General features: G+C 67.2%; 18 protein-coding genes. 8 read left to right on the forward strand and 10 right to left on the reverse strand.

Features of this window, described 5'->3' with window-relative positions:
* Positions 1-12 precede the first annotated feature (12 nt).
* The 4 genes from rsmG to ACT6Q8_RS24040 all read left to right on the forward strand — a co-directional run bounded on the left by rsmG (position 13) and on the right by ACT6Q8_RS24040 (position 2,588).
* Positions 13-630, forward strand: a complete 618-nt coding sequence (gene rsmG, locus ACT6Q8_RS24025) for a 16S rRNA (guanine(527)-N(7))-methyltransferase RsmG (protein WP_444571549.1) — start codon at positions 13-15, stop codon at positions 628-630.
* Positions 611-1,432: a ParA family protein gene (locus ACT6Q8_RS24030; protein WP_156314139.1), complete on the forward strand. Its 822-nt coding sequence runs from the start codon at positions 611-613 to the stop codon at positions 1,430-1,432. The genes rsmG and ACT6Q8_RS24030 overlap by 20 nt, the downstream gene beginning before the upstream one ends.
* An 89-nt stretch (positions 1,433-1,521) precedes the next feature.
* The gene (locus ACT6Q8_RS24035; RefSeq protein ID WP_444739443.1) at positions 1,522-2,358 is read left to right on the forward strand and encodes a ParB/RepB/Spo0J family partition protein; all 837 of its coding nucleotides are present in this window, start codon (positions 1,522-1,524) and stop codon (positions 2,356-2,358) included.
* Positions 2,359-2,384: 26 nt separating this feature from the next.
* Positions 2,385-2,588 carry a hypothetical protein gene (locus ACT6Q8_RS24040; RefSeq protein WP_444571546.1) on the forward strand — a complete coding sequence of 68 codons (204 nt, stop codon included), beginning with the start codon at positions 2,385-2,387 and terminating at the stop codon, positions 2,586-2,588.
* Positions 2,589-2,603: 15 nt separating this feature from the next.
* Here ACT6Q8_RS24040 and holA read toward each other — a convergent pair whose 3' ends face one another.
* From holA to ACT6Q8_RS24060, 4 genes are all read right to left on the reverse strand, one after another.
* Complete coding sequence (holA, locus tag ACT6Q8_RS24045; RefSeq protein WP_444571545.1) at positions 2,604-3,656, reverse strand: DNA polymerase III subunit delta; 1,053 nt, start codon at positions 3,654-3,656, stop codon at positions 2,604-2,606.
* Positions 3,653-4,132, reverse strand: a complete 480-nt coding sequence (gene lptE / locus ACT6Q8_RS24050) for an LPS assembly lipoprotein LptE (RefSeq protein ID WP_444571543.1) — start codon at positions 4,130-4,132, stop codon at positions 3,653-3,655. The genes holA and lptE overlap by 4 nt, the downstream gene beginning before the upstream one ends.
* The gene (gene leuS, locus ACT6Q8_RS24055; RefSeq protein WP_444571542.1) at positions 4,132-6,696 is read right to left on the reverse strand and encodes a leucine--tRNA ligase; all 2,565 of its coding nucleotides are present in this window, start codon (positions 6,694-6,696) and stop codon (positions 4,132-4,134) included. Before leuS ends, lptE begins: the two co-directional genes overlap by 1 nt.
* A 99-nt stretch (positions 6,697-6,795) precedes the next feature.
* Positions 6,796-7,248: a DUF3576 domain-containing protein gene (locus tag ACT6Q8_RS24060; protein ID WP_183216381.1), complete on the reverse strand. Its 453-nt coding sequence runs from the start codon at positions 7,246-7,248 to the stop codon at positions 6,796-6,798.
* Positions 7,249-7,567: 319 nt separating this feature from the next.
* Here ACT6Q8_RS24060 and ACT6Q8_RS24065 point away from each other — a divergent pair, with 319 nt between their 5' ends.
* Entirely contained in the window at positions 7,568-7,999 is a 432-nt protein-coding gene (locus ACT6Q8_RS24065; RefSeq protein WP_444739444.1) for an NtrZ family periplasmic regulatory protein, read from the forward strand.
* Here ACT6Q8_RS24065 and ACT6Q8_RS24070 read toward each other — a convergent pair.
* A complete protein-coding gene (locus tag ACT6Q8_RS24070) occupies positions 7,989-8,645 on the reverse strand; it encodes a thiamine phosphate synthase (protein WP_444571541.1) in 657 nt (218 codons plus the stop codon). The genes ACT6Q8_RS24065 and ACT6Q8_RS24070 overlap by 11 nt on opposite strands.
* On the opposite strand from ACT6Q8_RS24070, the gene ACT6Q8_RS24075 reads away from it, so the two are divergent.
* Together ACT6Q8_RS24075 and ACT6Q8_RS24080 are read left to right on the forward strand one after the other, a co-directional pair.
* Positions 8,644-9,384, forward strand: a complete 741-nt coding sequence (locus tag ACT6Q8_RS24075; RefSeq protein ID WP_409613066.1) for a YggS family pyridoxal phosphate-dependent enzyme — start codon at positions 8,644-8,646, stop codon at positions 9,382-9,384. The two genes, ACT6Q8_RS24070 and ACT6Q8_RS24075, sit on opposite strands and share 2 nt — an antisense overlap.
* Positions 9,385-9,446: 62 nt before the next feature.
* Positions 9,447-10,133, forward strand: coding sequence for a response regulator transcription factor (locus ACT6Q8_RS24080; protein ID WP_054764424.1), 687 nt, complete (start codon positions 9,447-9,449; stop codon positions 10,131-10,133).
* 21 nt (positions 10,134-10,154) lie between these two features.
* On the opposite strand, the gene yczE is transcribed toward ACT6Q8_RS24080, so the two are convergent.
* On the reverse strand, positions 10,155-10,841 hold the full coding sequence (gene yczE, locus ACT6Q8_RS24085) for a membrane protein YczE (protein ID WP_444739445.1): 687 nt from the start codon (positions 10,839-10,841) through the stop codon (positions 10,155-10,157).
* Between the two features lie 9 nt (positions 10,842-10,850).
* On the opposite strand from yczE, the gene yczR reads away from it, so the two are divergent.
* Positions 10,851-12,335, forward strand: a complete 1,485-nt coding sequence (gene yczR, locus ACT6Q8_RS24090; RefSeq protein ID WP_444571539.1) for a MocR-like transcription factor YczR — start codon at positions 10,851-10,853, stop codon at positions 12,333-12,335.
* Between the two features lie 87 nt (positions 12,336-12,422).
* On the opposite strand, the gene ACT6Q8_RS24095 is transcribed toward yczR, so the two are convergent.
* From ACT6Q8_RS24095 to ACT6Q8_RS24110, 4 genes are all read right to left on the reverse strand, one after another.
* Positions 12,423-15,140, reverse strand: a complete 2,718-nt coding sequence (locus tag ACT6Q8_RS24095; RefSeq protein ID WP_444571537.1) for a TonB-dependent receptor — start codon at positions 15,138-15,140, stop codon at positions 12,423-12,425.
* A 132-nt stretch (positions 15,141-15,272) separates the two neighbouring features.
* Positions 15,273-16,070, reverse strand: a complete 798-nt coding sequence (locus ACT6Q8_RS24100; RefSeq protein ID WP_152949271.1) for an exodeoxyribonuclease III — start codon at positions 16,068-16,070, stop codon at positions 15,273-15,275.
* Positions 16,071-16,326: 256 nt separating this feature from the next.
* Complete coding sequence (locus tag ACT6Q8_RS24105) at positions 16,327-17,025, reverse strand: LolA family protein (protein WP_287396833.1); 699 nt, start codon at positions 17,023-17,025, stop codon at positions 16,327-16,329.
* Positions 17,026-17,212: 187 nt separating this feature from the next.
* On the reverse strand, positions 17,213-17,797 hold a 585-nt coding region (locus ACT6Q8_RS24110), incomplete at its 5' end, for a DNA translocase FtsK (protein ID WP_444739446.1).

Genomic DNA, 17,797 nt, shown 5'->3' on the forward strand with positions numbered 1-17,797 from the left:
CTGGAAGGGGAGATGGCCGCCTTCCAACGCAAGGCCGGCGCTTCAGATGCGCAGATGGCCGATCTGGAGGCCTTTCGCCTGCGGTTAGGCGAGGCGAACGCGGTAATGAATCTCGTTGGGCCGGACAGCCTGCCGGATTTTTGGAACCGCCACGCCTGGGACAGCGCGCAACTGCTGCAGACGGCGCCCTCGGCGCGTTGTTGGGCGGACCTCGGCGCGGGCGCGGGTTTTCCCGGCGTGGTCCTGGCGATCATGCTGAAGGGACGATCGGACGCCCGGGTTTGGCTGATCGACAGCTTGGGGAAACGTTGTCGGTTTCTGCAGGAGGCGGTCGATGCGTTCGCCCTGCCCGCCACGGTGATCAACGGCCGGGCGGAGGATCAGACCCTAAAATGCGACGTGGTGACCGCTCGCGCTGTGGCCCCGATGGAGCGGCTGCTGGGTTATGCACAGCCCTATTTTGAAAGGGGTGCACAAGGTCTGTTCCTCAAGGGGGAAAGGGTCGAATCCGAGTTGATCGAGGCCCGTAAATCCTGGCATTTCGAGGCTGAACTGGCCCCGTCGCAAAGCGACCCGCGCGGCCGCATCGTGACCGTCCGGAGTGTTCGTCGTGCCCGTTCCAAGCACTAACAAACTGCCTGCCCGCGTACTCGCCGTCTCCAACCAGAAGGGCGGCGTGGGCAAGACCACGACCGCGATTAATCTGGGAACCGCCCTGGCCGCTATCGGAAAGCGGGTCCTGATCGTCGATATGGACCCCCAGGGCAATGCCTCCACCGGCTTGGGCGTTCCACGTGAAACACGGCGGGTCACCATCTATGATGTGGTGGTGGATCAGCGCTCTATCGAAGACGCCGCCGTCCAAACCACTGTTCCGGGGCTCTGGATCGTCCCTGCCGATGCGGACATGTCTGGGGTCGAGATCGAGTTGAGCCAGGCGGATCGGCGATCCTATCGCTTGAGGGACGCTCTTCGGCAGCATGACGACGGCCCTACCGCGTATGACTATGTGCTGATCGACTGTCCGCCGTCGCTGAACCTGCTGACCCTGAACGCCATGGCGGCGGCGGATGCGGTTCTTGTGCCGCTCCAATGCGAGTTCTTTGCGCTTGAAGGGCTCAGCCAGTTGATGCGGACCATCGACATGGTCAAACAGAGCCTGAACCCGTCTCTCGAAATCCAGGGGCTGGTGCTGACGATGTTCGATCGGCGGAGCGCCCTGTCGGGCCAGGTCGCCAATGACGTGCGCGCCCATTTTGGCGACAAGGTCTATGACAGCGTCATCCCGAGAAATGTTCGGGTCGCCGAGGCGCCGTCGTTCGGAAAGCCCGCCCTGATCTATGACCTCAAATGCGCCGGCAGCCAGGCCTATCTGCGCTTGGCCAAGGAAGTGGTGAAGCGTGAACGCCAGCGCCAGAAGCTGGCCGCCTGAACGGCCGCTACACGCCTGATTAGAAGAAGAAACGGAACAGTATTTTGGCTGAACGACAAAGAGGTCTGGGCCGCGGCCTGTCGGCCCTGATGGGCGAGACCATTGAAGCGCCGACGGCGCTCAACGCCGCCGTGCCTTCGGGCGTGCAGCGCGTGCCGATCGAGAGTTTGAAGCCCAATCCCGATCAACCGCGGAAAATCTTCACCCAGGAACAGCTGGATGAACTGACGGCCTCCATCCGTGACAAGGGGGTGCTTCAGCCGATCCTGGTCCGCACCCATCCGAAGGAGGAGGGGGTCTGGCAGATTATCGCCGGTGAGCGCCGCTGGCGCGCTTCCCAGGCGGCCCGGCTGACGGAGGTGCCGATCGTCGTCCATGAAATGGATGACGTCGAGGTTTACGAAGTCGCCATCATCGAGAACGTCCAGCGCGCCGATCTGAATCCGCTGGAAGAAGCCGACGCCTATCGGATGCTGATGGAGCGGTTCGGCCGCACCCAGGATCAGGTCGCCGGCATCGTCGGCAAGAGCCGCAGCCATGTGGCCAACACCCTGCGTCTGCTGCAACTGCCTGAAGAAGTGCTGTGGTATGTGCGGAACGGCAAGTTGACGGCCGGCCATGCCCGCGCCCTGGTGACGGCGCCCAACGCCGGCGCCCTGGCCGAGCAGGCCTATAATGAGGGGCTGAACGTTCGCCAGGTCGAGGCCCTGGCCCGCCGCGCCGCCGAGGGCCCCAAGCCGGTCAAGGCCAAGCCCGCCCCCAGCGAGGAAGGAACCGCCGACGTCGCCGCCTTGCAACAGGATTTGGCCGACGCCCTGGGCCTGTCCGTTCAGTTGAACGACCGCGCAGGCAAGGGCGAGCTGACCATTCGCTACGGCTCTCTGGAACAGCTCGACGACCTGTGCCGTCGATTGATGCGCGGCTGAGCCTCGCGATGTGCTAGACAGGCGGAATGACCGACAATGTTCCGCCGCCAACCGCCGCCGAAAATCTGAAACAGGCGCTGGCCGCCAAGAAGGCGCGCCGGCAGGGCGGAGCGGGCCAGGGTTTCGCCGGTCCAGCCAGCGCGCCGTCCGCCGGCGACGAGCGCAGCGTGGCTGCCCGCAACACGGCCCTGGCCAAGCCCGCCTTCCGCAAAGCGTCAAAGCGAGGCTGAGCCGCACCAGCCCCGTCAAAGCCCCAGGCGCTTAGCCCGTCCGGCGATCTCCAGCAGCAGGCGTTCGGCGATCAGCTGGTCGGGCATGCCGGTCGTCTTGGTGGCGACGTCGGCGGTGTTGACGCTGTCGAGCACCTCGTCCAGCGCCTCCAGACGCCAGGCGCGGGCCTGACGCAGCATCTCCGCCTCCTGTTTCCAGAAGACGCCCGCCGCCTTGGCCGCCTCCTTGGCGCCGGCGCCGTTGGCCTGAAGAATATTGATCCGCCGCAGCCGCCCCAGATGCAGGGCGGCGGACCGGACCGCCAGGACCGAGGATTCGCCCTCTGCGAAGGCGCGACGCAGACCCGCTTGAGCCGGACCGGGCCGCCCGCCGAAGGCCTGAAGCGCGGCGTCGGACAGGGAGGCGTCCGGCTCGACCCCCAGATGCTGGTCCAGAAGCTCGCTGTCGATCGTCCGGCCGGAACCGGGACCGATGAACAGGGCCAGGCGTTCGATCTCCTGGCGCATCAGACCCCGCTCACGCGGCAGGCGGGCCACGAAACGATCGAGGGCGTCGGGCGTCAGCCCCACCTTGTCGGCCGCCAAGGCCTCGCGGGTCATGCGGGCGACGTCGCCGGTCTCGTCTTCATAGCAGACGATGCCGACGGCGCCGGCCTCCTTCTCGGCGGTCTTGCGCAGGGCGGAGTCACGGCCCAGCTGGTCGGCCTCGACCACCAGCATGGCGTCGGGATTATAGCCGCCCTCGGCATGGATCTTGACGGCGGCGGCCACCGCCTTGTCCACTCCGGGTTTCAGCGCCGACAGCCGGATCCGCACCAGACGGCGCCCGCCCATCAGGGACATGGCCGTCAGGGCCTCTTCCAGCCTGCTTTCGTCGCTGTCGATGTCGCTGTCGGTCAGGACGGTGACGTTGAAAGGGTCGTTCAGGTCCGGGGTGATCGCCCTGCACAGGATCTCGGCCCGTTCGGCGACGCCCGACCGATCCTTGCCGTGGATCACCGCTGCTCGGATCGCCGGATCGGGCGCCTTCAGAAAGCGGTCGATTTCGGGGCGTTTGGCCAGAATCACCGGTTCGACAGGGCCTGCATCAGGTCCAGCCGGATCAGACGCGCCAGTTCGGCGGCCGCGCGTTCTTCACCGTCCTGCTGGGCGGCGATCGCGGCATAGGGCTGGTCGTCGGCGGCGTAGGTGGTGGTGACGGTCTCCACCCCGGTCGCGGGCGCGCCTCCAGCGACGGGCGTAAGGGTCCAGGTCGCCTTGACCGTCAGCTCATAGCGGGTGGCGGTGTCGTCGATCCGGCGCCCCAGGGGCCGCCGGTCCTGTTCGACACGGGTCGTCAGCCGGTAAAGCGGCGCTGCGGACCGATCCCAGGCCAGGGCGTCCTCCAGCTGTTCACGCAGGCGATAGCCCAGTCGGTCGTCCTGGGCCGTCACCGCGATCCGGCGCAGGGGCGAGCCCACGCCCGGCTCGGCGTACATGGGCGTAAAGCCGCAGGCTGCGAGCGCCAGGACGCTTAGTAGGGCAAGGCTGGTTGGGACGCGCATCAGCCGGCCACCAGATTGACGATCCGATCCTTGACCACGACGATCTTCTTCACGCTCAGACCCTCCAGACGCGCCTTAACCGTCTCATCGGCCAGAACCAGGGCCTCGACCTCGGCCGGCTCCATGCCGCGCGCAACGCGGATTTCCGCCCGACGCTTGCCGTTGATCTGGATGGGCAGAACCACCTCGTCGTCGGCCGCGAGCGCAGCGTCCCACACCGGCCAGGGCGCGTCCAGAACCATCCCGTCCTCTCCCAGCCGGGTCCAGCACTCCTCGGCCAGGTGGGGGGTGAAGGGGGCGATCAGGCGCGCCAGGGCCGACAGGGCCTGACGCTTGGCCTCGCCGCCGCCCTGGACGCTGTCGCGCACCGTGGCGACGAAGGCGTACAGCTTGGCGATGGCCGAGTTAAAGCGGAAGCCTTCGACGCCCTCGGACACGGCCTTGATGGCCTTGTGGGTCTCTCGCAGCAGTTCGGCGTTGGCCTTGTCCTCGCCGACGAAGCCGGGGTCATAGGCGTCGAACAGGCTCCAGGTCCGCTGCACGAACCGGCTGGCGCCCTCGACCCCGCCCGGCGTCCATTGCACGTCCCGCTCGGGCGGGCTGTCGGACAGGACGAACAGACGCCCGGCGTCCACCCCGTGGCTTTCCAGGATTTCCTGAGGCGCGACGACGTTCTTCTTGGACTTGGACATCTTCTCGATGTCGCCGATCGAAAGACGCGCGCCGTTCGACAGGCGGGTGGCGACTCGCTGGCCGTCGATCGTCTCGATGCGGACGTCGGTGGGTTCGACCCAGCGCGGCTTTCCGACCTCGTCCTGGCCTTCGAAATAGGTCTCGTGGACCACCATCCCCTGGGTGAACAGGCCCGCGAACGGCTCCTTCACCGCCAGCATGCCGGCGTCCGACAGGGCGCGGGTGATGAACCGGGCGTACAGCAGGTGCAGGACCGCGTGCTCGACCCCGCCGATATACTGATCCACCGCCAGCCAGCGGTTCGCCGCCTCGGTGTTGATCGGCTCGGCCGCCTTCGGGTCGGTGAAGCGGGCGAAATACCAGCTGGAGTCGACGAAGGTGTCGAGCGTGTCGGTCTCGCGCGTCGCATCCTGGCCGCACGACGGGCATTTGACGTGTTTCCAGGTCGGATGGCGGTCCAGCGGATTGCCGGGCACGTCGAAGGTCACATCCTCGGGCAGTTCGACCGGCAGCTGATCCGCCGGAACCTCCACCGGGCCGCAGGACGGGCAGTGGATGATCGGGATGGGGCAGCCCCAGTAGCGCTGGCGTGACACGCCCCAGTCGCGCAGCCGATAGATGGTCGCGCCCTGGCCGGTCCCGGCCGCCTCGACGCGGCGGATCGCCTCGGCCTTGGCGGTTTCGATGTCCAGTCCGTCCAGGAAGTCGGAATGGAAGATGGAGCCGGGGCCTGTATAGGCCTCGTCGCCCACGGCGAAGTCGTCGCCGGCGCCCTCGGGGCGGACCACCGGGATCACCGGCAGGTCGTATTTGCGGGCGAAGTCCAGGTCGCGCTGGTCATGGGCCGGGCAGGCGAAGATGGCGCCCGTGCCGTATTCCGACAGGATGAAGTTGGCGATCCAGACGGGGATTTCGGCGCCGGTGAAGGGATGCAGAACCTTCAGACTCGTGTCCCAGCCGATCTTTTCGGCCTGTTCGATCTCGGCCTGGGAGGCGCCGCCCTTGCGGCATTCGGCGATGAAGTCGGCGACGCGCGGATCGGCCTCGGCCAGTTGCTTCGAAATGGGGTGATCCGGGGCCAGGCCCAGGAAGCTGGCGCCGAACAGGGTGTCGGGCCGGGTGGTGTAGATTTCGACGCCGGTCTCGTAACCGGCGGGGGCTTGGCCGGAGAAGGCCCAGGTCATCTGCAAACCCTTGGAGCGGCCGATCCAGTTCTCCTGCATCAGCCGGACCTTCTCGGGCCAGCGATCCAGGGTCTTCAGCCCGTCGATCAGGTCGTCGGCATAGTCGGTGATGCGCAGGAACCACTGGTTCAGCTTGCGCTTCTCCACCACGGCGCCGGAACGCCAGCCGCGCCCGTCGATCACCTGCTCATTGGCCAGGACTGTGTTGTCGATCGGGTCCCAGTTGACCACCCCGTCCTTGCGATAGACCAGACCGCGCCGATACAGCTCCAGGAACCAGGCCTGCTGCTTGCCGTAGTATTCTGGATCGCAGGTGGCGAACTCGCGCGACCAGTCCAGCGACAGGCCCAGCAGCTTCAGCTGGTCCCGCATCTGGGCGATATTGTCGTAGGTCCAGCCCTTGGGGTGGATGCCGCGTTCCATGGCCGCATTCTCGGCCGGCATGCCGAAGGCGTCCCAGCCCATCGGGTGCAGGACGTCATAGCCTTGCGCGCGCTTGGACCGCGCCACCACGTCGCCCATCACATAGTTGCGGGCGTGGCCCATGTGGATGTTGCCCGACGGATAGGGGAACATCTCAAGCACATAGTATTTCGGCCGGCCGGTGTCCTTGGTCACAAAGGCGGCGGCTTCGGCCCAGCGGGCCTGCTGGCGGGGTTCGGCGGTCTTGGGTTCGTAACGGGCCACGGTCGTCCTGAAGTCAAAAGGGCGCTGCCGCCCTCCCGGCTCACTAGCCCGAAGGGCGGTAGCACCTAAATGGAAAGCTAAAGCAGGCGTTAGCCTGCTTTAGCCCGCATTAGACAGGTTCAGCTGGCGCGCCTTGGTCAGGATGGCGTTTTCCAGGTCCGCCTCGGTCTGGGCGGCGACCGGAGCGGCGGTCCACTGACCGTCGGCGCCCTTGATTTCCTTGGTCACGGTCACGTTCAGCGCATCGGCGCGCAGGCGAGTGTCCAGGATGAAGACGGTGGCCTTGAAACGCTCGTTCGGCGTCTGGGGGTTGATGTACCAGTCATAGTTGATGACCCCGCCCCACGGATCGGCGGTCAGCAGGGGCATGAAGCTGAGGGTGTCCAGCGAGGCGCGCCAAAGATAGCCGTTGACGCCGATGCCCTGCTGGACGTCCGTCTTGGCCTTCTTCTTGCCGTTTCCGACAAAGGGGAGGCTGGAACAGGCGCTCAGGGCCAAGCCTGAGACCAAGGCGACAGCGACGCCGCGAACCAGGGCCTTGTTGAGGCTCATCAAGGAAGTCTCCGTAAACTCAGGGACGTGAAGGCCCTCGCCCCCACGCGCGCGCGGCGTCGCTCTGACGGTCTGCGCCGTTGCGCTGTTCTATAACACGGGCAAAAGGGGCGATGACAAGGCGAACTCGGCCGTGAGACGTCGCGGGAGCGGTCTCGCGGCGGAGGAGAGGACGGTTTTGGCCAGAATCTCGTGACGCTTGAGCCACATCGCGGTGCAACAATGCGGAGGAACCCCGCCCCGGCGCCAACGTTGCGTTGACCGGAAGCGCCCCCGGTGTCTAATCGCGGCGTTCACGGCCCAAAGCGCCGGGGCAGGGTTGAAGGCGTCGCCGTCGGCGGCGTTCGAAGGGTTTGGAATGCGTTTCGGCGGTTTCTCGGCTGGACTGGTTGCGGCGACGGCTGTGCTTGCCGCCACGCCTGTGCTTGCGCAGAGCGCAGCGTCACGCAGTTCGAGCCTGTCCCTGTCGGAAGCCCAGTCGGCTCAGCGCCACGCCCCCGCGCAGCAGCGTCGCGGCCTGCGTCTGAACGACAGCGGACGCTGGGCCCTGGATTTCAATCTGAACCAGCCTGTGGGCCGCGAGACGGACTGGGGAGACGTCGAAGCCGGCGCCTATTACCGGCTCAACGACCGTCTGCGCGTCGGCGCCGCTGCGGCTGTGGCCTCGCCGGAGGCTGATCCTGCGCGAGCGCCGGAAACCAGCGCCCGCACCCAGCCCCGCGTCCGTCTGGAAACAATCTTTAAGTTCTGACGCCGCCGAAGGCGGACTGGATCGTCTCCACCGCCGCCAGGCCGCAGGCGCCCGATCCCGTCAGCAGCGCAACCCGGTCCGGACGCAATCCACCCAGGGCGTAAACCGGAACCCCGGCGCGTTGGACCAGGGTTTTGAACGCCGCCGCCCCCAGGGCCGGCTTGGTCGCCGACGCGCCCCCAGCCGGAAAGATCGGCGACAGGATCAGGGCCTCCACCCCCGAAGCCGGCGGTTCGGCCCCGTGCCAGGCCGCCGTCAGCCGCCAATCCGGGCGCCGTCTTCGCTCATCGGCGGCGCGATCAGCTTCTCTCTCCGGCAGATGCAGGCCGTCGGCCGATACGGCGTCGGCGAGATCGGCGTCCTTTCCGACCAGAAGTTCAACCCCGGCCTCATGCGTCACGGCGCGCAGGCGACGGCCGATCTCGACCGCCTGATCGGCGCCGAAGGCGCGATAGACCACGGCCGATCCCGGCGGCAGGCGGGCCGCCGTCTCCCAGGGGCGGGGGGTGCGCGCCGGGTCGGTGAAGAACAGCAGCGGCGGCAGACGCGCCGCCGCCGGGCTGACAGCGGCGGCGGCGCGGTTTAGAGCGGTGGCCGCATCCCAGAGCATGCGCGCATCGTCGCTGTAACCGGCCGGCAGGATCATGACCTCTTCTTCTCCCGCTTCGGCGTCTCCGTCCACCGATCCCGCCGCAATCTCCGACAGGCTGGCCGTCGTCCGCGCCCGTATCGCAGAGGCCTGCCGGGACGTCGGGCGCGACCCCGAAACCGTCGTTCTGACCGCCGTCTCCAAGACCCAGCCGCCGGGGGCCGTCGCGGCCATGAGGGCGGCGGGCCAGAGGGTGTTCGGCGAAAACCGAGTGCAGGAGGCCCAGGGACGTTGGGCCGAGGGCCTGTACGGCCGCCCCGGCGGAGTGGAACTGGAGCTGCGTCTGATCGGGCCGCTCCAGACCAACAAGGCCGAAGACGCCGTGGCCCTGTTTGACGTCATCGAGACCCTGGACCGGGAGAAGCTGGCGCGGACCCTGGCCGAGGCTGCGGCGAAACGGGGCCGATCGCCTCGTCTGCTGATCCAGGTCAATACGGGGGCCGAGCCGCAGAAGGCCGGCGTCCTGCCCGACGCCGCCGAGGCTCTGATCGCGACGGCGCAGAAGACCTATGGGCTGACGGTCGAGGGGTTGATGTGTATTCCGCCCGCCGATGAGCCGCCTGAACCCCATTTCCGGCTTCTGGCGCGGTTGGCGGAGGACAATGGCCTGTCGGTCCTGTCCATGGGGATGAGCGGCGATTACGAGACGGCGATCCGCTGCGGCGCGACCCATGTCCGGGTGGGAACGGCGTTGTTCGGGGAACGAAAACCATCCGAAACAGTCTCTAGGCCGTAACTCGACGTGAATTCGCACCCCCAAGCCTTGGCGCGGGGGCCAAGCCTCGCCATTGTCTGTCCATGCCCACGCCCAAGACCATCCTGATCATCGATGACGACGACGACCTGCGCGAGGCCTTGGCCGAGCAGTTGAATCTGCACGAAGAGTTCAAGACCCAGCAGGCCTCGACCGCCGCGGACGGCGTTCGTATGGGGCGCGAGATCCGCGCAGACCTGATCCTGCTGGACGTCGACCTGCCCGACATGGACGGCCGCGAGGCCTGCCGCCTGCTGCGCAAGGACGGGGTCTCCACCCCGGTCATCATGCTGACCGCCCAGTCCGCCGACGCCGACGCCATTCTGGGCCTGGACGCGGGCGCCAACGACTATGTCACCAAGCCCTTCCGGTTCGCGGTCCTGCTGGCCCGCATCCGCGCCCATCTGCGCAGCCACGAACAGTCGGAAGACGCCGTCTTCTCCATCGGCCCCTATGAGTTCCGGCCCGCCGCCAAGGTTTTGATGGACGCCAAGGGCAAGAAGGTGCGGCTGACGGAAAAAGAGACGAACATCCTGAAGTATCTCTACCGCGCCGGCGCCAAGCCCGTGTCGCGCGAGGAGCTGCTGACCGAGGTCTGGGGCTATAACGCCGGTGTCACCACCCACACCCTGGAAACCCACATCTATCGCCTGCGCCAGAAGATCGAGCCTGAGCCGGGTCAGGCCAGGCTTCTGCTGACCGACGCGGGCGGTTATCGGCTCCAGCCCTGAGGGGTTCCGAACAAGGCGCCGTTAGGCTGGACGCGTCGGTTTTCCGCCAGGAAGCGTTTTCCGCCCGTCCTCCTTTCCGACCGTGAACGCCGGAAGGAAGATCTGGACCAGCGGGCCGATGGCGAGGGCGTAGAGGATCGTCCCGACCCCGACCGAGCCGCCCAGGGCCCAGCCGGCGGCGACGACGGTCAGTTCGATGGCGGTCCGCACGGCCTTGATCGGCCAGCCGGTGCGGGCGACCAGACCTGTCATCAGGCCGTCGCGCGGTCCTGGACCCAGGCCCGCCCCGATATAGGCGCCGCTCGCCACGCCATTCAGCACGATCCCCGTCGCCAGGAACAGGCTCCGAACCGGTAGGACCGGGTCCGCCGGAATGTATCTCAGCGCCAGGCCGGCGACCGAGCCGATGACCAGAACATTGGCGATCGTGCCTATTCCCGGCTTCTGGCGCAGCGGAATCCACAGCAGCAGCACGGCCATACCGATCAGATTGACCACCATGCCGAAGCCGAGACCGGCCGGTTCGGCGAATCGTTCGAAAATGCCCTGGCTCAGGACGTCCCAAGGGTCGAGACCCAGATCCGCCCTGACGATCAGGCCGATGGACAGGCCGTAAAGGCTCAGGCCCAGGAAGAGTTGGATCAGGCGGCGGGTCATGAGCGGCGTTTCGCCTAAACTGGCTTTGGAAAAAAGGTCCAGTTCTGTCATTCTGGCCCCATGTCCTCGCGGTCTATCGGTACAGCCTCTCTGATCCGCCACCTGGGCGCTTGGCGCGCGCCGGGCGCCGGCCCGGCCTACCGTCAGTTGGCCGGAGCGGTCAGACTTTTGATCCTGGACGGACGGCTTCCTCTGGCGGCGCGACTGCCGGGAGAGCGCGAAGCGGCGCAGGCGCTGGGTTTGAGCCGTACGACCGTGTCGGCCGCCTATGGACGACTGCGGGATGACGGGTTTCTTACAGGGGGACGCGGCGCCTCGGCGCGGACCAGCCTGCCGGGTGAGGCGCCGACGGGCGGCTCGCGCGGCCTTACTGAAGCCAGAACCTCTTCCCGCGCGGACGAGGTCCTCGACCTGACCGCCGCCGTCCTGCCGGCCGATCCCAGCGTTCACGCCGCCTATGTCCGGGCTCTGGAGCGGCTGCCGACCCGTTTGCCGGGCCACGGCTATGAGGCCTCGGGGGTTGAGGCCCTGCGCGAGGCGGTGGCGGCCGCCTATCGGCGGCGCGGCTTGCCGACCTCGCCCGCCCAGATCCTGATCACCCACGGGGCTCACAATGGACTGGTTCATCTGCTGCGGCTGATGGTCAGGCCGGGTCAGCCGGTCGTCTTCGACCATCCCACCTATCCGCAGGCGCTGGACGCCATTCTCGCGGCCGGCGCGCGTCCCACGCCGGTCGCCCTGCCGGACGACGCCGGGGCGGGAGCGGGGACTGAGGGGTGGGATGTGGAGGGTCTGATCGCCGCCTGTCGGACCAGTGGCGCGCCCCTGGCCTATCTGGTCCTCGACCATCACAATCCCACCGGGCGGATGATGCGGGCGGCGGATCGGCTGCGGCTTCTGGCGGGGCTGAAAGGGTGCGAGACTCTGCTGGTGCTGGATGAGACCTTGGTGGAGCTGACCCTCAGCGGCCCGCCTGCCCTGACGGCCTCGGCGGTCGATGCGCCGCGTGTCGTGCGCCTGGGCTCCCTGTCCAAGAGCGTCTGGGGCGGGTTGCGCATCGGGTGGATTCGCGCGGACCGGGCGGTGATCCAGCGCCTGGCCCAAAGCCGCGCCAGTTTCGACCTGGGCGCGCCGATCCTGGAGCAGCTGGCGGCGGTCGAACTGCTGGGCGACGGCGGCGCCGGTCTGGCGGCGCGACGGCCTCTGCTGCGAGCGCGACGCGACCATCTGCGGATGCGGCTGGCGGAACGGCTGCCGGAGTGGGTCTGTCCCCGGCCGGCGGGCGGCCTGTCCGTCTGGGCGCAACTGCCGGCGCCGATCAGCTCGGCCCTGGCGGTCCAGGCGGCCGAGCGCGGCTTGAGATTGGCGTCCGGTCCGCGCTTCGGCGTGGACGGCGCTTTCGAACATCGGCTGCGATTGCCCTATACTCTGCCGGAGCCTGTTTTGGACGTGGCGGTCGAGCGATTGGCTCAGGCGGCCGAGGCGCTGGAGCGCAAGACACGGCCGGTTTCCGCGCCCCCGCCCCGTCGCGTCGCCGTCTATTGAAGGCCCGGTTCGCCTATCCGGAAACGATAGAGGGCGGCGGATTTACTCCGCCGCCCTCCTGAGCGTCAATCGACTGGGCCCGAAGGATCAGAAGGTGGCGTTGACGCTGACCTGGAAGACCCGGCCGGTTTCCAGATAGCCGCCCTTGCGGTCGGGCGAGACATAGCGTTCGCCCGCCCCGACGGTCGACCAACGGGTCGGTTCGTCGGTCAGGTTGCGGACCGCAGCCCCCACTTCCAGTCCGGGCGCCAGGGTCAAGGCCACGCCCAGGTTCAGCTCCTTGGACGGCTGGATGTAGATGTCGGGCTGGCTGTCCTGAACCGTGTCCAGGCGACGACCAGTGTAGTTGTACCAGAGGCTGGCCCGCACCGGCCCATGCTCATAGCCGGCCTCCAGATTGTACATCAGCTCGGGCGCCTGGGGCAGGTCGCTCTTGCGGATGTCGGTCGAGGAGAGGCGGTATTCGGCCTCCGTCTGCTGATAGGTCAGGTTCCCGCCCAGCGACAGGCCGTCCATCCAGCCGTCGACCGGCAGGACATAACGACCGCCCATTTCGATCCCGGTGGCGGAGCCGCCCAGGCCGTTGAACGGCTTGATCAGGATGACGCCGTCGCTGGTCTTGCTCGTGCCCGTCCGCAGGGCGGTCGGCACGACGACATTGTCCAGATCCTTGTGGTAGACGGCCAGTTGCAGGTTGGAGCCGACGGCGTACCATTCCAGACCCAGGTCATAGCTCCAGCCCTCAACCGGTTTCAGATCGGGGTTGGGCTGGCTGATGCTGATGACGGCGTTGGTGACGGGGTCGCGGCTGACGGTGGTCGGACCCGCCAGCTGGCTGCCCGCGGGCCGGCTGTAGCTGGAACGCGCGGCCGCCCGCACCACCAGGGCGTCGCTGGGACGCCAGGCGGCGATGACGCTGGGATCGACATGGTCGTAATCCCGATCTGCGGTCGCGAAACGGGCGCCGTCGGCGTCCTTCACGAAGAAGCGGGCTTCGAAGTGGTTGTCCTCGTAGCGGACCCCCGGCGTGATCTCCAGGGCGCCGCCGGCCAGTTTCAGGGTGGCGGCGGCGAAGGCGGCCGTCCGGTCTTCCCGGCTGTCCGACAGGCCCTGGTTCAGCTTCTCTTGCGAAACCACCACGGTCGAGCCGTACAGATCGCGTTCGTTTTCGACGAAGCGGCGATCGACCAGCTTCACCGGGCGCACCGTGCCGTGGTCCATGAAGTCGGTGATCAGGCGGCCGGGCGTCGCGCCGATCGACGGGCCGTCCACGGTTCCAGCCTGCAAGGACGTGCGGAAACGGTAGCGGGTGTCGTCCGGGGCCAGGCTGCGGCCGTCCTGATCGGCCGTCTCGTACAAGCCGCCGACCGAGGCGCTGGCGAGCACGCCGGAACCGGCCCAGGTCAGGTCGCCCTTCACCGTCTTCTTCACCTCCGACAGATAGCCGTAGCCCTGCTGGACATAGATCTGGCTGGGACGGTCCTGGCTGGCGACATAGGCGGTCGCGCCGGCCGACAGCACCGGCATGGGCCAGCGAGGGTCCGACAGGTCCAGCTTCAGCCCTTCGGTCGAGGCGCCGGTATTGCCCGTCGCGCCGTTATAGGCGACGCCTCGCCAGGCGGCCTCGATCGTATTGGGCGAGTCCAGACGGCCGTCGGCATAGGCGGCTTCCAGCGAGGCGGTGAAGTCGCCGAAGCGCAGCTTGCCCCCCGTCTGGACCGACAGCAGCTCCTGTTCGACGTCCTCGACGCGGAAATAGTTGGCCGGATTGATGCCGTAGGGCGTGTAGTCGCCGGCGGCGTTGTAGTTGGCGCCGCCAGGATTGGGATTGGTCTGGCCCGAGGTCCGCTCGCTGCGAAGCCCCGTCTGGTTCATCGTATTGGTGTTGGTGTAGGTCGCATAGTTGACCCGGGCGAACAGGTCCAAGGGCTGGGTGCGATAGTCCAGAGAGGCCGTGGCGCCGTAGCGTTCCACCGTGGAGTTGAAGAAGTTCCACTGAAGACCGTCCGCCGACAGGGCGTTCTCATTCTCGCGGGCCGAGCCGACATTGGCCCTGGAAGTCTTGTAGTCGTTCTGAACAGCGACGCTTTCGGCGGCGCTGTCCTTCTGCTCGTAATAGGCGGAAGCATAGACGCCCAGGCGACCGTCGGCGAAGCGACGCGCCATGTCCACGCCGACTGCGCCGCCCAGGCTGTCCTGACCGCGATCCTCGGCCAGTTCGGCCATCTGGCCGACGGCGCGCAGGCGCAGCATCTGGTCACCGAAGTCGAAGGCGGTCGGCGTGACCAGATTGACGATACCGGCGATGGCGTCGGCGTCGAGCGTCGCATCCGGCGTCTTTTCGATGCCGATGGTCTGGATGGCGAAGGGGCTGAACAGGTTCAGCGAGATCGAGCGGCCGCCGGCCGTCTGGGGCAGGCGCAGGCCGTCCAGCGTATAGGCGTTGAAGCTGGTGTCGAAGCCGCGGATGGCGACGTATTGGGCTTCGCCGGTGGCCGACTGGTTGCGGCCCTGGTCCTGACTGACCGACACGCCGGGCAGGCGCTTGGCCAGGTCGGCGATGGTGGTTTGGGGGTTCAGGCTGACGTCGCCGACGGCGATGGCGTCCACGACGCCGGTCGCCTGGCGTTCCTCGACCAGAACCGTCTGGGCGCGCCGGGCGCCGGTCACGACGATCTCTTGCAAGGTGGCTGGGCCGGTAGCGGTCTCGGACTGGGCCCAGGCCGAACCGCCGGCGCAGAGCGCGGCGAGGCTGCAGGAAACGCCGAGAAGGGCGCGCCGAGTGGACGAACCTGAAATGGTCATTGGAAATCCGATTAATGAGGCCGCGCCCCCATGGGCGGCGCGGGCTCCTTAGTGCGGGTCAATGACAGGCTGCCTAAAGCTATGCGCCTGAAAGGCTAAGCTTGTGCGACGCTTGTGGGACAGTTGTCGGGGTCAGACGGACAAATCGACCGTCACCGGCGCATGGTCGGACGGCCGGTCCCACTCGCGGACGTCATCATGAATCCGGGCCGTGTCCTTGATGACGGCCGGGGTCAGGCCGGGCGAGGTCCAGATATGATCCAGGCGCAGGCCGCGGTTCGACTTGCGGAAGTCGGCGGCTCGATAACTCCACCAGCTGGCCAGCTTCTGCGGTTCGGGGAAACGGTCGCGCAGCACGTCGGCGAAGCCGCCTGTAGCCTGAAGTCGGTTCAGCACCTCCACCTCGATCGGCGTGTGGCTGACGATCTTGGACATGTAGCGGTGGTTCCACACGTCGCCCTCGCCCGGTGCGATGTTGAAATCGCCGGCCATGACCAGGGGGCGAGACCGATCCTGTCGGGCGACGATCTCGGTCAGCTGTTCGTAGAAGTCGAGCTTGTGATCGAACTTGGGGTTCAGCGTCCGGTCGGGCACGTCGCCGCCGGCGGGAATGTAGAAGTTCTGAACGTCGATCCCGGCGACCCGGGCCGAGACGCAACGGGCGTGGCCCAGTTTGCAGACCTGGAAGGTCTCGCTGTCCTCAAGCGGCAGGCGGCTGGCGATCGCCACCCCGTGCCAACCCTTCTGGCCGGCGACACGCATATGAGGCAGGCCCATCTCTTCGAAGGCGGCGCGCGGGAACTGATCCGTCGTGCATTTGATCTCTTGCAGCATCAGAACGTCGGGAGCCCGTTCGGCGACGAACCGGGCGACCTGATCGATGCGCAGGCGGACGGAGTTGATGTTCCAGGTGGCGAGGCGAAGGGTCATGCTTCGCTTTAACAGGCCGCGCTCCGGAAGAACCACCCAGAAAAAAGGCCCGGCCTCTGCGGGCCGGGCCGATCCAGTTTCGTCTCTCTCGCCGCCGGGGAGGGGGATGCATCCGGGCGGTAGAGCGGCCGCCGCCGCTCTGTGTTCTAGATGTCACGACCGAAGGAAAAGGTCAAATTGTCACATTTCTCGCTTGGCCGTGATTCTCCGGCAACGGACGGATACCGGTGATTCGCGACTCCCGCTCGCACAGGCGCTAATTCCGACCGGGTCGGCGGGTGGGGTCTCGCAGTTGGAACAGGCTGGCCGCCAAGCCGGAGGCAGGCTGAAGCGAGGTCAGCTGAGTGCGGGTCCGCGATCCCTGGGCGTCGGAAATGGTCCATTCGTGCAGGCGGATCGGATCACCGGCGAAGGCCAGAACCACCTGGCCGTCGTTGGGCCGATTGGCGTCGCGGGCGGTGATGGCGAAGGCGCCGGACTGCATCCGCGTGACGCGGTCGATCCGGACGCCCTGGTCCAGCCGCACATTGCGCGCAAGGAAGGTCGAAAGGGGCGTTCGTCCCAGCGGAACCTGCTGGAAATTGTTCAGTCGCGGGTCATAGCGTTTGACGTTGTAGCCGTCCGACACGACCAGCAGGCCGGCCGGATTGGTGTATTCGAACCGCATCTTGCCGGGGCGCTGCAGATAGAAGCGGCCCTCGCGGCGCTGTCCGCCCGGACCCGTCTCGACGAACGTGCCCTGGGCCGAGGTCAAGCCTTGGAGATAGGTCTGGGCCCTTTGAACCACCGCCCGATCCTCGGCCGATAGATTGGATTGGGCCTGGGCCGCGTCGAACATCCCCAGGGCGGCCAAGCCCGTCACAAGTCCGGCGCCCAGCAGCAGGGCGCGGCGTTGCGAATCGACGGGGGCGTCGATCGGGGCGGCGAGGCTCTCGGCGACGGCGGTGGTGGTCATGAAGTCAGTCTCCCGTTCGGGATGGTCAGCGATGCCGCCGTCTTGCCCGATCGGCTTGGCGTCGGAATGACGCGAGCCTGACCATATTCCGGCGCTCCGATGAAGCCCTGTTCATCGAAATGCTGAAGCTTGGATGCGACGGCGGGTCAGACAACGGCTCGAAGGCGCAGCCGTTCCTCGGCTTGGCTCACACCATCGGCGGCGGGCCGGCCAGGACATCGCGCTTGCCGGCGTGGTTGGCGGGGCTGACCACGCCTTCCTGCTCCATGCGCTCGATCAGGGAGGCGGCGCGGTTGTAGCCGATCTGCAGACGACGCTGGACGTAGGAGGTCGAGGCCTTGCGGTCGCGGGTCACGACGGCGACGGCCCGGTCGTACAGATCGTCGCCCCCGCTCCCATTTGGGCCGCCGTTTCCACCCTCGTCGAAGCCGCCGTCCCCGTCGCCGTCCGGTTCGTCGGTGATCAGGTCCAGATAGTCGGGCTCGGCCTGGGCCTTCAGGTGTTTGCAGACGTCCTCGACCTCCTTGTCGTCGACGAAGGGGCCGTGCAGGCGGGTGATGCGTCCGCCGCCGGCCATATAGAGCATGTCGCCCTGGCCCAGCAGCTGTTCGCCGCCCTGTTCGCCCAGGATGGTCCGGCTGTCGATCTTGGAGGTGACCTGGAAGGAAATCCGGGTCGGGAAGTTGGCCTTGATGGTGCCGGTGATGACGTCGACCGACGGGCGTTGGGTCGCCATGATCAGGTGGATGCCGGCGGCGCGGGCCATCTGGGC

The sequence above is a fragment of the Niveispirillum sp. genome (assembly GCF_052437035.1).
Lineage (GTDB): Bacteria > Pseudomonadota > Alphaproteobacteria > Azospirillales > Azospirillaceae > Niveispirillum.

Excerpts from the sequence above, each read along its gene's own strand:
- rsmG (WP_444571549.1), top strand. The coding sequence starts at position 13 with ATGGCCGCCTTCCAACGCAAGGCCGGCGCTTCAGATGCGCAGATGGCC.
- ACT6Q8_RS24035 (WP_444739443.1), top strand. The coding sequence starts at position 1,522 with ATGGGCGAGACCATTGAAGCGCCGACGGCGCTCAACGCCGCCGTGCCT.
- ACT6Q8_RS24040 (WP_444571546.1), top strand. The coding sequence starts at position 2,385 with ATGACCGACAATGTTCCGCCGCCAACCGCCGCCGAAAATCTGAAACAG.
- lptE (WP_444571543.1), bottom strand. The coding sequence starts at position 4,132 with ATGCGCGTCCCAACCAGCCTTGCCCTACTAAGCGTCCTGGCGCTCGCA.
- ACT6Q8_RS24060 (WP_183216381.1), bottom strand. The coding sequence starts at position 7,248 with ATGAGCCTCAACAAGGCCCTGGTTCGCGGCGTCGCTGTCGCCTTGGTC.
- ACT6Q8_RS24075 (WP_409613066.1), top strand. The coding sequence starts at position 8,644 with ATGACCTCTTCTTCTCCCGCTTCGGCGTCTCCGTCCACCGATCCCGCC.
- ACT6Q8_RS24070 (WP_444571541.1), bottom strand. The coding sequence starts at position 8,645 with ATGATCCTGCCGGCCGGTTACAGCGACGATGCGCGCATGCTCTGGGAT.
- ACT6Q8_RS24080 (WP_054764424.1), top strand. The coding sequence starts at position 9,447 with ATGCCCACGCCCAAGACCATCCTGATCATCGATGACGACGACGACCTG.
- yczE (WP_444739445.1), bottom strand. The coding sequence starts at position 10,841 with ATGACAGAACTGGACCTTTTTTCCAAAGCCAGTTTAGGCGAAACGCCG.
- yczR (WP_444571539.1), top strand. The coding sequence starts at position 10,851 with ATGTCCTCGCGGTCTATCGGTACAGCCTCTCTGATCCGCCACCTGGGC.
- ACT6Q8_RS24095 (WP_444571537.1), bottom strand. The coding sequence starts at position 15,140 with ATGACCATTTCAGGTTCGTCCACTCGGCGCGCCCTTCTCGGCGTTTCC.
- ACT6Q8_RS24100 (WP_152949271.1), bottom strand. The coding sequence starts at position 16,070 with ATGACCCTTCGCCTCGCCACCTGGAACATCAACTCCGTCCGCCTGCGC.
- ACT6Q8_RS24105 (WP_287396833.1), bottom strand. The coding sequence starts at position 17,025 with ATGACCACCACCGCCGTCGCCGAGAGCCTCGCCGCCCCGATCGACGCC.